At 60.4% G+C, this 14,870-nt stretch carries 11 protein-coding genes and 1 pseudogene; 10 read left to right on the top strand and 2 right to left on the bottom strand.

Annotated features, from left to right (window positions below):
* The first annotated feature begins 44 nt into the window (after positions 1 to 44).
* The 5 genes and pseudogenes from LDP01_RS12510 to LDP01_RS12530 all read left to right on the top strand — a co-directional run bounded on the left by LDP01_RS12510 (position 45) and on the right by LDP01_RS12530 (position 6,848).
* Positions 45 to 1,382 carry an MFS transporter gene (locus tag LDP01_RS12510; RefSeq protein ID WP_224092609.1) on the top strand — a complete coding sequence of 446 codons (1,338 nt, stop codon included), beginning with the start codon at positions 45 to 47 and terminating at the stop codon, positions 1,380 to 1,382.
* A gap of 62 nt (positions 1,383 to 1,444) precedes the next feature.
* Positions 1,445 to 2,335 carry a transketolase gene (locus tag LDP01_RS12515; protein ID WP_224092610.1) on the top strand — a complete coding sequence of 297 codons (891 nt, stop codon included), beginning with the start codon at positions 1,445 to 1,447 and terminating at the stop codon, positions 2,333 to 2,335.
* Positions 2,332 to 3,354, top strand: coding sequence for a transketolase family protein (locus tag LDP01_RS12520; RefSeq protein ID WP_224092612.1), 1,023 nt, complete (start codon positions 2,332 to 2,334; stop codon positions 3,352 to 3,354). Before LDP01_RS12515 ends, LDP01_RS12520 begins: the two co-directional genes overlap by 4 nt.
* A gap of 121 nt (positions 3,355 to 3,475) precedes the next feature.
* A pseudogene (locus LDP01_RS12525) lies at positions 3,476 to 4,133 on the top strand (GntR family transcriptional regulator).
* A gap of 543 nt (positions 4,134 to 4,676) precedes the next feature.
* Positions 4,677 to 6,848 (top strand): amylo-alpha-1,6-glucosidase, encoded by a 2,172-nt coding sequence (locus LDP01_RS12530; protein WP_224092613.1) that lies wholly within the window; start codon positions 4,677 to 4,679, stop codon positions 6,846 to 6,848.
* 42 nt (positions 6,849 to 6,890) lie between these two features.
* Here LDP01_RS12530 and pmfR read toward each other — a convergent pair whose 3' ends face one another.
* The gene (pmfR, locus tag LDP01_RS12535; RefSeq protein ID WP_224092615.1) at positions 6,891 to 8,327 is read right to left on the bottom strand and encodes a transcciptional activator PmfR; all 1,437 of its coding nucleotides are present in this window, start codon (positions 8,325 to 8,327) and stop codon (positions 6,891 to 6,893) included.
* 226 nt (positions 8,328 to 8,553) lie between these two features.
* Between pmfR and LDP01_RS12540 the strand changes: the two genes are divergently transcribed.
* The 5 genes from LDP01_RS12540 to LDP01_RS12560 all read left to right on the top strand — a co-directional run bounded on the left by LDP01_RS12540 (position 8,554) and on the right by LDP01_RS12560 (position 13,632).
* Positions 8,554 to 9,825, top strand: coding sequence for a flavin monoamine oxidase family protein (locus LDP01_RS12540; protein WP_275964888.1), 1,272 nt, complete (start codon positions 8,554 to 8,556; stop codon positions 9,823 to 9,825).
* Positions 9,822 to 10,172, top strand: coding sequence for a cupin domain-containing protein (locus LDP01_RS12545; RefSeq protein WP_224092618.1), 351 nt, complete (start codon positions 9,822 to 9,824; stop codon positions 10,170 to 10,172). The genes LDP01_RS12540 and LDP01_RS12545 overlap by 4 nt, the downstream gene beginning before the upstream one ends.
* 62 nt (positions 10,173 to 10,234) lie before the next feature.
* Positions 10,235 to 11,803: an aldehyde dehydrogenase family protein gene (locus LDP01_RS12550; RefSeq protein WP_224092620.1), complete on the top strand. Its 1,569-nt coding sequence runs from the start codon at positions 10,235 to 10,237 to the stop codon at positions 11,801 to 11,803.
* Positions 11,804 to 12,028: 225 nt separating this feature from the next.
* Entirely contained in the window at positions 12,029 to 13,429 is a 1,401-nt protein-coding gene (locus LDP01_RS12555) for an NAD-dependent succinate-semialdehyde dehydrogenase (protein ID WP_224092622.1), read from the top strand.
* On the top strand, positions 13,417 to 13,632 hold the full coding sequence (locus LDP01_RS12560; protein WP_224092623.1) for a hypothetical protein: 216 nt from the start codon (positions 13,417 to 13,419) through the stop codon (positions 13,630 to 13,632). Before LDP01_RS12555 ends, LDP01_RS12560 begins: the two co-directional genes overlap by 13 nt.
* A 238-nt stretch (positions 13,633 to 13,870) precedes the next feature.
* Here the strand turns inward: LDP01_RS12560 and LDP01_RS12565 are convergent, their stop codons facing one another.
* Positions 13,871 to 14,791: a bifunctional methylenetetrahydrofolate dehydrogenase/methenyltetrahydrofolate cyclohydrolase gene (locus LDP01_RS12565; protein WP_224093935.1), complete on the bottom strand. Its 921-nt coding sequence runs from the start codon at positions 14,789 to 14,791 to the stop codon at positions 13,871 to 13,873.
* Positions 14,792 to 14,870 lie beyond the last annotated feature (79 nt).

Consider the following 14,870-nt stretch of genomic DNA (forward strand, 5'->3'; position numbering starts at 1 on the left):
AGTTGCCTAAGAAGCGCCTCACTCTTCGAAAGGGAAATACACAAATGAGCAATGAAGCTCTGACCATGCGTGGTCCGGTTCATGGAACCAAGGAAGCAAAGCGCGTTGCCGTCGGTTCGGGCGTTGGCGCAGTCATCGAAACCTACGATTTCAACGGTTTCGGCACCGCCGCTGCACTGTACTTCGGTACAGCGTTCTTCCCGGGCGCCGACCCGGTGACTGGCACCCTGGCATCCTTCGCGACCCTCGGCGTCGGCTTCGCTGCCCGTCCGTTGGGTGGCATCATAGGTGGCCACCTCGGCGACAAGCTCGGCCGCAAGCCGGTCCTGGTGGCTTCGCTCATCCTGATGGGCCTGGCGACATTCGCTATCGGCCTTCTGCCCACCTACCAGCAGGTGGGCCTCCTGGCTCCCGCCCTGCTGGTGATCGTGCGGGTCATCCAAGGCCTGGCCTTCGGTGCTGAGTGGGGCGGCGCAATCCTCATGAGTTACGAGCACGCACCGTGGCGGAAGAAGGGCCAGTTCACGGGAATCGTGCAGGCCGGCTTCCCGGTTGGCCTGTTGCTCGCAAACCTCGTCTTCCTCAGCAGCGTGGGACTCGGCAGCGAATGGGCCTGGCGCGTACCGTTCCTCGCAAGCATCGTGCTGGTTGCCGTGGGCCTCATCATCCGCTCCAAGGTTCCCGAGTCGCCGGTCTTTGAGGACGTCAAATCCAAGGGCGACATCGTGAAGTCTCCCATTGTGGATGTCATCAAGACCGACTGGCGCAACATCGTCCGTGGCATCGGCCTCCGTATTGCCGAAACCGCCGGTTACGCAGTGTCCGTGACCTACATGATTTCCTACCTTCACACCAACAAGCTGGCGGACAAGACTGAAACCCTGGTGGCGCTCTGCGTGGCAGCCGGCATCGGTATCTTCGCCACCTACTTCTGGGGCAAACTGACGGACCGCGTTGGTCGCCGTCCTGTTTACATCTGGTCCACCGCGTTCGCCGTCGTCTTCGGAATCCCGATGTTCATGCTGGTCAACACGGGCCTGTTCCTGCTGATCATCGCGACAATCGTCGTCGCTTACGCCGTGTGCCAGAATTCCCTCGCCGGAGCCCAGGGAGCATGGTTCCCCGAACTCTTCCAGGCCAAGACCCGCTCATCCGGAGCTTCGCTGTCATACCAGATCTCCGCGATGGTCTCCGGGTTCACCCCCTTCATCACCACCCTGCTATTCGTCAGCATGGGCTGGATGGGACCGGCGCTGCTGTTCAGCTTCTACGCAGCCATCGGCCTGTGGGCAGCACTCATCACCCGGGAAACCTGGGGCAAGCGTGAGCGTTCGCTCGCCGAAGAAGCCGCCAGCAAAACTCCCCAGACGGTAAACGCCTAAGCAGCCATCGACGTCGGGCGCGTACTCCCCATCGGCGCGCGCCCGGCTCCGAAAGGAAACCAGTGACTCTCTCATCAGTTGAAACAGCTCCGGCCGCTCCCGCGGCCGAGCGGGTAGAGCGCATCCGTGCCGCCGCCTACCGCATCCGCCACCACGCCCTGACCATGGGCGAGGTCCAAGGCCAGGGTTACGTTGGCCAGGCCCTCGGCGCCGCTGACATGCTGGCCGCCGTCTACGCCGGCCAGCTGACATACCGTGCCGAAGATCCGCACTGGGAGGGACGCGACCGCTTCCTTCTCTCCACGGGCCACTACGCAATCGGCCACTACGCAGCATTGGCCGAAGCCGGAATCGTGCCTGTCGCGGAGCTCGAAACGTACGGCTCCGACGATTCCCGCCTCCCAATGTCCGGCATGTCCACCTACACGCCGGGCATGGAGATCTCCGGCGGTTCGCTGGGACACGGCCTGACGATCGCCGTCGGAATGGCTTTGGGCCTGCGTCTTCAGGGCTCCGCGTCCCGAGTGATCAACTTCCTCTCCGATGGTGAGTTGGATGAGGGCTCCACGTGGGAGGCCGCCATGGGCGCGCATCACCACCAGCTCGGGAACCTCACCGCCATGGTGGACATCAACGCCCTCCAAGCCGACGGCGCCACGGATACCGTGCTGCGCACCGAGCCGGTCACGGAGAAGTGGGAAGCGTTCGGTTGGTACACGCAGCGGGTGGACGGGAACGACGTCGGTGCGCTGCTGGCAGCGTTCGACAACATCAGTTCGCAGTCAGCTGCAGTCGGGCGGCCATCAGTGATCCTCTGCGACACCAAAGTTGGACGCGGCGTGCCTCTCTTGGAAACCCGCGAAAAGGCCCACTTCATGCGCATTGAAGAACACGAATGGCAGATCTGCCGCGAGCAGCTGACCGCAGGATACGAAGGGACGGCTTCCGCATGAGCACAGTGACGACAGCGGCGGGTTCGCCGGGTTCGCCGGCCAAGCCGAAGCTGAAGACCTCGGCCATGATCGCGTCCTTCGCGGACCCCGGCCAGAAGACGACTTCGGCGCCGTTTGGGCACGCGCTCGTCAAGGCAGCCGAGGCTGACTCCAGGATTGTTGGACTCACCGCCGATCTTGGCAAGTACACGGACATGCACATCTTCGCCAAGGCCTTTCCGGACCGGTTCTTACAAATGGGCATGGCGGAGCAGCTACTCTTCGGAGCCGCAGCAGGCATGGCGGAGACGGGACTTATTCCGTTCGCGTCAACGTATTCGGTGTTCGCCGCCCGCCGCGCGTACGACTTCCTGTGCCTGGATATCGCCGAGCCGAACCTCAACGTCAACATTGTTGGTGGGCTTCCCGGCCTGACCACCGGCTACGGACCGAGCCACCAGGCAACCGAGGACATGGCGATCTTCCGCGGAATGCCCAACCTGACCATCGTGGATCCTTGCGACTCGGTGGACATTGAGCAGGCTGTCCCGCAGCTTGCGGCCTCGGACGGGCCGACGTACCTGCGCTTGCTGCGCGGCAACGTGCCCACCGTCCTGGATGAGTACGACTACACGTTCGAGCTCGGCAAGGCCAAGGTCCTGCGAGGCGGCAACGACGTCGTCTTCGTATCCTCAGGTCTGATGACCATGCGTGCCCTGCAGGCTGCGGATGCGCTTGCTAGGCACAACGTGGATGTCGCCGTGGTGCACACGCCCACCATCAAGCCGTTCGACTCCCACACTGTATTGGCCGAGCTGAACACCGACCGCCTGGCCGTCACGCTGGAAAACCACACGGTTGTTGGCGGTCTGTTCGAAACCGTTGCATCCGCCGTCGTAACCGCCGGTCTCGGCAAGCGAGTGGTTCCCATCGCGCTTCCGGACCAATTCCTCGACGCCGGTGCATTGCCAACGCTGCACGAGCGGTACGGGCTGTCTGTTGACCGGATCGTGGCGAAGGTGCTGGCTGAATTGGGCTGAAGTCTTGTTCGGACAGCGGTGCGGGATCGGCAATTACTGCCGGTCCCGCACCGCTGCCCGTAGTATCAACAGTTAACACCGGACTGTTAGCAGTCGCCAATAGAATTTGAGGACACACACGATGGCCGTCACCGCATCCCTGCTGGGACTGGAGAAGAAGAGCCTGCGCGAGCAGGCACTCGCCGCTCTGCGTAGTGCGATCACCAGCGGTGAGCTTGAGCCTGGGCGGCACCTCGTGGAAACCGAACTGTCTGAAATGCTCCAAATCAGCCGAGGCACACTCCGGGAAGCCCTGCGCCAACTGGAGCAGGAAGGCCTGGTCTCCGCCGGTGCCCGGGGTCGGCTTTCCGTGCGGCACCTCGACGTCAAGGAGATTCGCGACATCTTCGCGGTTCGAGGAGTCCTTGAATCACTCGCCGCCCGCACCCTGAGCGAGATGCCGGACAAGGAGACCGCGCTCGCGGAACTGCGTGCCGCCGTCGACAATATGGACAAGGCAGCGAAGGCATCCTTGGAGGAACGGATCGAATCCGACCTCGAATTCCACCGCACGCTCTGCCGCCTGTCCGGAAACGAGACACTGCTGCACTCGTGGGAATCCCTGGAGGGCTCCATCCGGATGTCCATCATGTTTGCCGGGTTGGAGCGCGCCACCCGGAACATGAGCGTCGGGCCGGCATCACGACATTGTCGCTGCGATCGAAACCGGTAATGCCGCGAAGGCGCGGGAGACCATCATTTCGCACATGGATGGTGCGGCGGAGAATCTGGTGGGGTAGGGATAGCCACGGCTGGCGCCTGGTGCGCCGCGGCGCTTCGGTGGGAAGGTGCCCGCCGATGGAAAGATGCCCGCCGTTCCTCCGCTGCCGGGTGTGCCGCTGCGCCTATTTTGAACAGGTGACTCTGATTAGGGTGTCAGGTTAGGGGCTAAGACACCGTTCGTGGGGTGTCAGAGAATTGCGGTTTGGATCCTTGCCTGACGTCCTATCGAGGCGTGGCCGACGTCAGGTTGGGGTGTAGCCAGTTCCCATGTATTACGGGTTTAGCCGTGGGACTTTACGGTCGTTCACCTCCCATGTGGGAACTTACCGCCCAGGACAACGAACCTCGTGCGGCGGCTGGCCCTCGTCGCTGGTCGGATGCCGCCATCAATGCCATCTTGTCTTGAGGGAAACTGCCAGCCTCAGTCGCACCTCATCGAGCTATGGTGCCGGGAGGAAGTCAGGCGTAGCGTCGATTTTAGCGACGAAGGACGAAGGCTTGAGCGGGACTCGAAGGTTCTCCGTTGGCACCCAACTGACCAGCCGTTGAAGGGACTGCACGTGGCTGGATGGAATGCCGATACATTGGCAGGTACGCCCGGATCCAGAGCCGTTACCTTGGTGGAGGGTTCGTCCTTCTGTATCTCTTCTCCGAATGGGGACATGGATCCGGCACTTCCGCACGGATTGTTTGTCCATGACACGCGGATCATCTCTTGCTGGAATCTCACGATCAACGGATTGGCTCTTGAGCCTTTGGCAGCGGGGGGAAAGGAACCCTATAGGGCCCAGTTTATTTGCCGTGTCCCTCGAACCGACGGCCATGCGGACAGCTCTCTGATTGTCGAACGACTGCGGGAGGTGAGTGAGGGAATGTTGGAGCAGATCACAGTGCGCAACTATTCGTCGGAGCCGTTCCATTGTGTCATTCGGTTTAGCGTAGAAGCGGATTTTGCTGATCTGTTCGAGGTTAAGGAGGCGAGGATTCAGCACCGCTGGGACAAAACCCACCAAGCGAACGAAAATTCACTACAAATTCGGGCGGCTTGGGAAGAGGTCCGCAGGGGCGTTGACATTAATACCGCCGGTGCTGTCGTCGAGCCTCGGAGTGTGACTTATCAGGCGGTCGTTTCACCGCGCGATTCCTGGACCACTGGACTGACCGTTGTCCCCGCAGTTGAGGGAAGGGAGGCACTACCGTTCAGGGGATCGGATGAAAAGGGCTTATCCCCCCAGGATCGCCGCCGACAGGAGTGGGTAGCCAAGATCCCGGCAATGCGTATGGGCAACAGTTCTGTTGAACGCACTTTACAGCGGAGCTATGACGATCTGGGCGCTCTGAGGATTGAAGATCCTGATCAACCGGAGCGGGTTGTTGTGGCGGCTGGCGCCCCTTGGTTCATGACTCTATTTGGACGTGACTCGTTGTGGGCTTCTGAGATGGCGCTTCCTGTGGACCCCTCTCTCGCCCTTGGCACTTTGCAGACCCTTGCCGACCGCCAGGGCAAGGCTGTAGACCCGCTGACGGAGGAAGAACCTGGAAAGATTCTTCACGAAGTCAGGCTCGGTGTCTCAAGTGGATTGTCATTGGGTGGTAAATCCGTTTACTACGGCAGTGTGGACGCCACGCCCCTCTTCGTGAACACCATAGGGGCGCTTAGTCGTTGGGGCTTTGCCTCCGATACGGTAGCTGCCCTGCTGCCGCATGCGGATCGCGCGCTGTCCTGGATTCGCGATTACGGTGACAAAGACGGTGACGGCTTTGTTGAATATGAGCGTCTTAACGAGCGGGGACTGATCAATCAGGGCTGGAAGGACTCGTGGGACGGCATCAACTTCGCCGATGGGACTCTCGCGGAACCTCCCATCGCACTGTGCGAAGTCCAAGCCTACGTCTATATCGCATATCTTTCGCGTGCTTGGATGGCTTACGACGCCGGCGATGACTCTCTGGGGTCCGAGTTGGCGGAAAAGGCTGCGCGACTCAAGAAGCAGTTCAACGAACAGTTCTGGATGCCGGAACGCGGCTATTACGCGATTGCGCTGGATGCAAAGAAACGGCAGGTTGACGCTTGCGCATCGAACATGGGCCACTGCCTGTGGATGGGGATCGTGGATGAGGATAAGGCGCCCCTCGTTGTCGACCGTCTGATGTCGCCAGAAATGTTCAGTGGCTGGGGGGTGCGGACTTTGGCGAGTGACATGGGGGCCTTCAACCCGGCGAGTTACCACAATGGTTCCGTGTGGCCGCACGACAACGCGATCATAGCCACCGGCCTCGTGCGATATGGATTCGTGGCCGAGGCACAGCGTATAGCCGTAGCTCTGTTTGAGGCGGCTGAGTATTCGGATGGCCGTCTTCCGGAGCTGTTCTGCGGATTCGGTCGGGATGAATTTCCGCAGCCCATACCTTATCCCGCCGCTTGTTCGCCCCAGGCGTGGGCTGCCACGACGCCGATACACCTGGTCATGAGCCTGCTGCGCTACGACGCCCATGTTTCCCGAGGGGGCTTGTGGATGGACCCGGCTATTCCGGAGTCATTTGGCGATCTGCACATCATCAACGCACCGACAGGCAGAGGTCCCATCACTATTGAAGTCATCGGCTCCCAGGCTACCGCTCAAGGCCTGCCCGAGGGTCTGACGTTTCGACAGGGCCATCGACCCTGGATGACGGAACTGGTCGAACAGGCCCGTCTTTTCGGGGAAGGTCAGCCACGAGGAGCAAGCTAGGGATTACGGGCAACTGGCTGGCGATCGCAGTAGCTGGGGCCTTTACCGGCGAAGCGCTGGTCGTTGTTGTGCAGCGCTTGGTGGGTAGGAAAGCCATGCTTGGTATGCCAGCCAGAGTGCGGCGAAGTCTGCAGAGGTAGAGGTGTCCCGCCCGGTTGTCTCTTTTATTTTGGCAAGCCTGTAAGACAGTGTCTGTCGATGGATGCCCAGCTCAGCGGCAGTTTCGTTCCAGCGGCGGTCATTCTTCAGGAAGCTAAAGAGGGTCTCCCTTAGGGCCGTCGTTTTCGGGTCCAGGTCTGCAAGGCTTCCGAGTACCTGCCGGACAATACTGTCTGCTTCTTTCCTGGATCTTGCCAGAAGCGATACAGGTACGCCGGTGAAGTCGACCCAGTTGTCGTTCGTCCCGCCGGAGGACAAGACTTTGTGTGCTTCCTCGGCTGCGACTTTTGCATCGCGGATATCCAGGTATGTCGAGGATGCTGCGGCGCGGATCCCGAGATCTTCGAGAAGTTTGCGTGTATCCGGAAGGGCCGGTTCCGGCACCATTAGGAAATAGGAGTGCCGCCCTGTTCCGGTGAGTACAGGCAGGGCAGCAATCGAGACTGCCCTCGCTGTTTTCGGACCGTCTTCGGTCTTGATGGCTATTAGTTTGTATCCCTCCGCCATCGCATTCGGTTTGAGGACGTCGTCGATATTCTCAGGTATCCGTCCTTCCAGAATCGCCTCAAGCATGACCTTAGAGCGATCGGCCCTTTCCCGGATTGTGGTCAAAAGTTGACTCACGGCTACGTCAACGACCTGCAGGATGTGAATGAGCAGGAAGCTGCTGACCTCTTCCCCGGGGAATTCTGCAACTACTAACTTCACGCCACGCTCACCAGGAAGTGTATAAGAGCGTTGCCGTGCCGTTGATGTCAGCGTGGGCAATGGCGGTCCTTGTATGATCGTCAATCCGGTCTGGGTGTCAAGTACGGTGAGCCTGGACCTAAAGAGTGCCTGCAGGTCGTCCATCAGGCGTGCTGGGTCCGCATGGGCATAGGTCGAGAGCTGGTAGAGCTTGCTCAGCTTGAGGACCTGGAGTGTTTGGGTGGTGGCCGTGGCGGCTGCAACCGTGCGCCCTATCGCGGCAAACGGTGTTTCCTCGTTTGTCAGCAGGACCGGGAATCCCAATCTGTCGGCCTCGTCGAGGAGTTCTTGTGTCAACGGGGGCAGGCTGGGGTGGTCACCTAGTGCGACGCCTGCCAGCCCGGCTTCATTGAGTCTTTGAATGAAGGTGCTCTGCTCCTTGGCACCATGCGGGACGCAGAGCCCGACGGTCATCAGCAATTCATGCGGACCGAGCCACCTTGCCGGGTCGTTAAGTTCGCAGCTATGCGCCCAGAGAACCTGGCGTTCCAAGCCGGCGGCTCCGGCCAGTACGCGGGTGCCCAAGCTTTGAGTGCTAACGAGATCGTTGACGGTCAACACTGACTGTTCCATGCAAAAACCTTACTGCAACACTAATAAGCATCAAATTTCTTACGTCTGTACCATACTTCTCTTGCGTTGCGGTTACTAGTGTGAGTCACACAACAAATAGAATCGTCAAAGGAGATGGCTCCGACATGTCACCAGATACTGCACCTTTCTCCATGCAGCGGACCGCAGTATGGCGAATCGGTGGCCAAGCGCGAACGGCTTTGGTCCACACGATGAACGTTGCATCATGAGCGCCCTTCGTCAGGGTTCCCGCATCGCGGTTTTGGGAGCTGGACTTGCAGGCTTGGCAGCTGCTACGCAGCTAAGAGCCGATGGCTTCGATGTGACCGTTCTTGAGGCCAGGGACAGGTCCGGGGGGCGCGTCTGGTCAGAATCAATCACGGCCGGGCGCGAAGAACCCTGCGTTATCGAACGGGGCGCCGAGTTCGTATTGCATGGTTACACGACGATGCGGCGCCTGCTTGATTTGACCGGCTTGTCCCTGGTTGACACCGGCATGAGCTACTACGTTCGTGCTCTGGCGGACACCCCCGACATCAGCACGCAAGACGTGGTAGAAGCAGGCCGAGCAGCTGCCGCCATCGCCCGAACCTACCCCTCACCACCGTCCGCAGAAAAGGTCCTGCAACGTTTGGACTGCGATGATCGGCTCGTGGATGCACTTCGCGCTCGTATCGAAATCTCCACCGCTGTCGCGGCAGATCAAGTCAGCGCTGACACTCTTGAGCACATTGCATCCTTCGAGCCGCGTCCGAGTTGGAGGATCAGCGGCGGAAACCAGGAGCTTCCTAAAGCCTTGGCTGCCCGTCTCGGCGACTCGGTGCACTACCGGGAAACCATTCACGCGGTTACAGACCTCGGCGAAGAAGTCCTCGTGGAAACATCGGCAGGCAGCGCGACTTTCGACGCCGCCGTCGTGGCGCTCCCATTGTCCATCGTGCGGGACCAAGCGACTCTTGCCCTGTCGGTTCCGGAATGGAAGACCAGCGCACTGAACCGGGTACTGCAAGGGGATGCGGCCAAGCTTCACCTCCCGCTGCGATCCGTCCCGGCAACGAGCGCGGTGATGTCAACGAACGGCCGCTTCTGGACATGGACTGCGCAGGACAATACCGGTTCGGTCACTCCTGTGCTCAATTCCTTTATGGGCTCTCCTGGCGCTTTGGACCGGGCACAAGGCGACGGGGATTTCAACGCGTGGATAACCCATGCCCGGCACATTCGCCCGGAACTGGACTTCAGTGAGAGTGACGCCGTCGCCACGGTTTGGCGCAACGATCCTCTCGCCCGCGGCGCTTATGCAGCTTTCGCCCCAGGCGGAGGAAGAACTGATGCGGAAGAACTGGAACGCCCGGTAGGCAACCTCCTCTTCGCCGGCGAGTACGCTGATCCTGACTTCACCGGCCTGATGGAAGGCGCACTCCGCAGCGGCGAACGAGCGGCGGTCAGGATCAGGAATGCTGTCCAGGGTCTCAAAGTTGAGGCGGCCAGCGCATGAACGCGGCCGTAGCAACTACAGACGATATCCAGTGGCCCGAGCAGGTGCCTATAAGCCCGGAGCGCGTCCTCTCCGGTGCCCCTTCGGCAAGCACTCTGGTCCTGTACGGCGATCCTGGCACGGAAGCCGGCCTTTGGAAGGTCACTCCTGGCGAATTCACCACCAAGCTGACTGGCTACAGGGAGTTCATTCACATCGTTGACGGCCAGGGTCAACTTATCGATGACCAAGGGCAGGAAACCAACCTGCGGGCGGGGACAATTGTGGCTCTCCCTGAGGGCTGGGCGGGCCGCTGGAGCGTGCAAACAGAGCTCGTCAAGTCCTACTCGATCGTCCGGGCACAGTAGAGCCGCCGGCAGCGCCCCAACCACTCTTTGCCTATACCAATGAACAACGTAAGGAACCACTCATGAATGCCAATCTCGAATTCGCTCGAGTTAGCAACACCTTCTTCCATAACGGAGAGTACATCCCCGTATCGCAGGGCCGCGATGTCGTGGACCCTTCCAACAATAGAGTCATCGGCCAAATGGCTGAGGTCGGCCACGACGACATTGAAGCCGTCGTTGCTACCGCCAACGCTGCGCAGAAGGCATGGTACGCCTATACGGCACTGGATCGTGCCGAGATGCTGCACAAAGTGGCAGCGGAGATGAAGAAGCTCGCACCCGAAATTGCTGAACTACTGACCCGTGAAACGGGCAAGCCGTATAAGGAAAGCTCTGACGAAATGGCTTGGTCAGGTTCTGCAGTGGACTATTACGCAGAACTCGGTCGGCACTCGATTGGTTCGGTTCTGGGCACCTCTGTTGTCGGCCAGACCCACTACACCTTGAAGGAGCCCATGGGCACGGTGGTCAGCATCCTTCCTGCGAACTTCCCCATTCTGTTGCTGATGTGGTCCGCGGCAGCTGCCCTGGCAGCGGGCAACTCTGTGATCGTCAAACCCTCGGAAAACGCCTCCCTGACGACTCTTTCCTTCATGCGGGTCTTCCGGAACCTGCCTACTGGGTTGGTCCAGTGTGTCTCCGGTGGTGCCGACACGGCGAAGCAGCTCGTCTCCCACAAGAACACCCACATGATTGCCTTCACCGGAAGTGTTGCGACCGGCCAGGCTGTTTCACGGGCCTGTGCTGAGCACTTCAAGCCGCATCTGATTGAAGCTTCGGGCAGTGATGCTTTCCTGGTTATGCCGTCTGCCCCTATTGACGTGGCAGCCCGCGCGGCTACCTTTGCGTCCTTCTTCAACGCCGGCCAGGTGTGCACCTCTGCCGAGAAGATCCTTGTCCATGAGGACGTTTACGACCAGTTCATGGAAACGTTTGTCGCTAACGTGAAGCGGTTGCGGATCGGCCACGGCCTCGACAAGGTCGATTTCGGCCCGATGGAAAACGCACGTGAGGTTGCCCGCGTAGAGCAGCTGGTCGCCCGGGCCGTTGAGCAAGGCGCCGCCGTCACCATCGGCGGACACAGGTTGAACCTCGGCGGGGAGCTGCAGGACGGGTTCTTCTACGCGCCCACAGTCCTGGAGGGCCTGCGCCCGGACATGGACATCTTCACCACCGAGGTGTTCGGACCCGTTGCTCCGGTCTATAAGGTCTCGAGCTTCGAAGAGGCCTTGAAGATCGCCAATGACTCGCCTTTCGGTCTCGGCGCTACCTTGTACTCCAAGGACATCGAAGAGATCACCCGAGCCACCAACGAAATCGTTAGCGGCATGGTGTGGGTCAACGCGCCGATCCTCGACAACGATGCAGGACCCTTCGGTGGCCGCAAAATGTCCGGCATTGGCCGCCAGCTGGGCGCCGAAGGGCTCGACACCTTCCGTCACACCAAACTCGTCATGATCGATCCGGCAGCTTCCAGCCACGACTTCTGGTGGTTCCCCTATAAGGACAAGGAAGCCTGGCGTGGTGCACAGGGCAGCGAAGAAGCTGCCGTCCAGAACTCCCACAGCTACGTAGCCGCTGGAGCCTGACCCCGCAACACATGAGGTCATCGGACCACAACAAGTTTTCAAACTTGTTGACAGGACTGGATGGATGACCTTCCAGGTGCAACGGTGCTGGTGAATCCAGCACCTCCTGCCGCCGTGTCTTGACTGGAATACCTATTCAGAACGCGGCGGCAGTACTTTCCCCACGGCTGCCCGGACTGGTTCAACACCGGGACGTTTATCCCCCTTTCCCAAAGGAAGAATCCCATGATCTCCACGATCAACCCGGCTACGGGCAAACAACTTCAAACGTTCGATACGCACTCATACTTCCAGATCGACGGGATCCTTACTGCCGCCGTTGACGCGCAGAAGGCCTGGCGGCTGGTATCCGTTGAGGATCGCGTACAGATCCTCCGGAACACAGCCAAGATCCTACGTGAAAACGTCAACGAATACGCGCACCTGATCACGTTGGAGATGGGCAAGCCTATTTCCGAGGCTCGGGCCGAGATTGAAAAGTCCGCCGTCGCCGCGGACTTCTACGCCCAAAACGCCGTCAGGTTCTTGGATTTCGAAAGCATAGACGCCGACGTCAAGGAAAGCGGTGTGGTCTACGAGCCGCTGGGCGTCGTGCTGGCCATCATGCCATGGAACTATCCTTTCTGGCAGTTCTTCCGCTTCGCGCTCCCGGCGCTAGTGGCCGGGAACGGCGCGATCCTCAAGCATGCGAACAACGTGCCCCGTTCAGCGTTGGCCGTACAGGACATTCTCGACAAGGCGGGTTTGGCCCCTGGTCTTTGTGCCACGGTCCTGATCGAACCAGAGAAGGTCGCTGCTATTATCGCTGACGACAGGATCGCCGCGGTCGCGCTCACCGGTTCCACTCAAGTCGGCGCCATCGTCGCTTCCCAGGCCGGAGCGGCCCTCAAGAAACAGGTCCTGGAGCTCGGTGGGTCCGACCCGTTCATCGTTTTATCCGATGCGGATATCAAGGACGCCGCACGGACCGCAGTTAGGGCCCGCTTCACCAACGCGGGACAGGCATGCATCAACGCCAAACGCTTCATCGTCGATGAAGAGATCGCCGACGAGTTCGTTGCCGAGTTCGTGATCCAGACTCGGGAACTTATCCTTGGCGATCCGTTTGACCCTGCCACCGACATGGGACCCATGGCCCGAGAAAACCTCCGCGCCACACTTCACGATCAGGTCCAGCGCACCCTGGAGGCAGGAGGACGGCTCCTGCTGGGTGGAGAACTGCCTGAGGGGCTCGGGTATTTTTACCCGCCAACGATCATCGACCGGGTCGTTCCGGGGCACGCCGCCTTTGACGAAGAGACCTTTGGCCCGGTAGCTGCTATCACCCGCGTCTCGTCCACCGAAGAAGCAATCGCACTGGCCAACCAGACCGAGTTCGGACTGGCCGCTTCCTTGTGGACCCGAGATACGGACAGAGCAAAGGCAGTCGTGCGCCGACTGGATGCCGGAGCGGTTTTCGTCAACGGAATGGTGGTCTCTGACCCGCGTCTTCCTTTTGGTGGCATCAAGAAATCGGGGTATGGACGCGAACTCGGCCGCCAAGGCATCCGCGAATTCACTAACATGAAGACCGTCTGGATCGGCCCTGACACGACCGGGACGAAGGGGAAGACATGGGCACAGTGAACCGCCCGTTGGTCAACGAGATCTCCGACTGGACGGACCTCAGCCCGGGTCAACCGGTTCAGGTGGATAACGGTGATGGCCAAGTCACCCGTGCACTCGTGGATACGCTTTTTGAGGATGGAAGCATTATCTGGCTCCGCAACGAACCGGGGTCCCGGTCGCTGCACCTGCGAGACGATCCCTTGACCCTCTACGCGATTTGAAAGTCCGAACCTGCAGCGCCGGCCTTGGAACGGCCGGCGCTGCAGCGGTTTAAACGCCTCCTGTCACAGCAGCAGGCTCGGGCAGAGACGAGAGATGCCCCGCTCCCTAAGGGGCGGGGCATCTGTTGCGATGACCTCAATTTTCTTGAGCCGTCGCTGTTCGTCGTGGGCTTGCGCAGGGTTTATGTGGGTGAGCTTTGTTGCGAGCTTCGCCTGCCGACGACGAATTCCTTCTGGTTTACTGTCCGTTCGGAGTTGTTCGTGCGGCTATGTCCACGACATTGACGAGGAGCATGGCCCGGGTCATGGGACCAACACCACCGGGATTCGGTGAGTACCAGCTGGCGACCGCTTCGGCGCCGGTCTCGACATCACCTTGCAGCCTGGACTTACCGGTGGCCTCGTCAACGCTCCGAGACACTCCCACGTCCAGAACAATCACTCCTGGCTTGAGCTGGGGGGTCTTGACGATAGCGGGCACGCCCGCTGCGGCAATGACTACATCCGCGCGGGCGATCAGCCTGCCAAGGTCAGTTGAGCCCGTATGTGCCAGGGTCACAGTGGCGTTGATGGCACGACGTGTCAGCAACAGGCCCAAGGGCCGTCCGACAGTTACGCCGCGCCCGATCACGAGCACTTCCATCCCGGTCAGGGCAATGTTGTGCCGTTCGAGCAGCTCGACAATGGCGCTCGGCGTGCAGGGGAGGGGCGAATCGATGGTTTCTCCGACGTTCAGCACGAGTCGGCCCAGGTTGGTTGGGTGCAGCCCGTCGGCGTCTTTGTTGGGGGCAATCTTTTCCAGGACGGCGTTCTGGTCGATGTGTGCCGGCAAGGGAAGCTGGACGATATACCCGGTGGTGGCAGGGTCCTCATTGAGCTCTAACAGGACTGCTTCGAGGTCTTCTTGTGAAATGTCGGCAGGAAGATCCCGGCGGATGGATTCGATCCCGACCTCAGCGCAATCGCGATGCTTTCCAGCTACGTAGGAGTGGCTTGCCGGGTCGTCTCCGACCAGAACGGTGCCCAGCCCGACAGCGATGCCGGCGTCTTTGAGCGCAGCGACGCGTCCGCCCAGTTCTGCCTTGATGCTTGCTGCGGTTGCTTTGCCGTCGAGAACGCGGCCCGTGCCGCGCAGGGCAACGGATGTTTCACGTTCCATCAGATTCTCTGACAATGGTCAGTCCTTTCGTGTGGCTCATAGGGCTCCGCTGTCCGGGCCCTTGACGGGGGAGTCCGCA

This window comes from Arthrobacter sp. StoSoilB13 (assembly GCF_019977255.1).
Taxonomy (GTDB): Bacteria; Actinomycetota; Actinomycetes; order Actinomycetales; family Micrococcaceae; genus Arthrobacter.

What these genes read in the sequence shown, in the direction of transcription:
- LDP01_RS12555 (WP_224092622.1), top strand. Translation starts at nt 12,029, where the DNA reads ATGATCTCCACGATCAACCCGGCTACGGGCAAACAACTTCAAACGTTC.
- LDP01_RS12545 (WP_224092618.1), top strand. Translation starts at nt 9,822, where the DNA reads ATGAACGCGGCCGTAGCAACTACAGACGATATCCAGTGGCCCGAGCAG.
- LDP01_RS12510 (WP_224092609.1), top strand. Translation starts at nt 45, where the DNA reads ATGAGCAATGAAGCTCTGACCATGCGTGGTCCGGTTCATGGAACCAAG.
- LDP01_RS12565 (WP_224093935.1), bottom strand. Translation starts at nt 14,791, where the DNA reads ATGGAACGTGAAACATCCGTTGCCCTGCGCGGCACGGGCCGCGTTCTC.
- LDP01_RS12560 (WP_224092623.1), top strand. Translation starts at nt 13,417, where the DNA reads ATGGGCACAGTGAACCGCCCGTTGGTCAACGAGATCTCCGACTGGACG.
- LDP01_RS12550 (WP_224092620.1), top strand. Translation starts at nt 10,235, where the DNA reads ATGAATGCCAATCTCGAATTCGCTCGAGTTAGCAACACCTTCTTCCAT.
- pmfR (WP_224092615.1), bottom strand. Translation starts at nt 8,327, where the DNA reads ATGGAACAGTCAGTGTTGACCGTCAACGATCTCGTTAGCACTCAAAGC.
- LDP01_RS12520 (WP_224092612.1), top strand. Translation starts at nt 2,332, where the DNA reads ATGAGCACAGTGACGACAGCGGCGGGTTCGCCGGGTTCGCCGGCCAAG.
- LDP01_RS12540 (WP_275964888.1), top strand. Translation starts at nt 8,554, where the DNA reads ATGAGCGCCCTTCGTCAGGGTTCCCGCATCGCGGTTTTGGGAGCTGGA.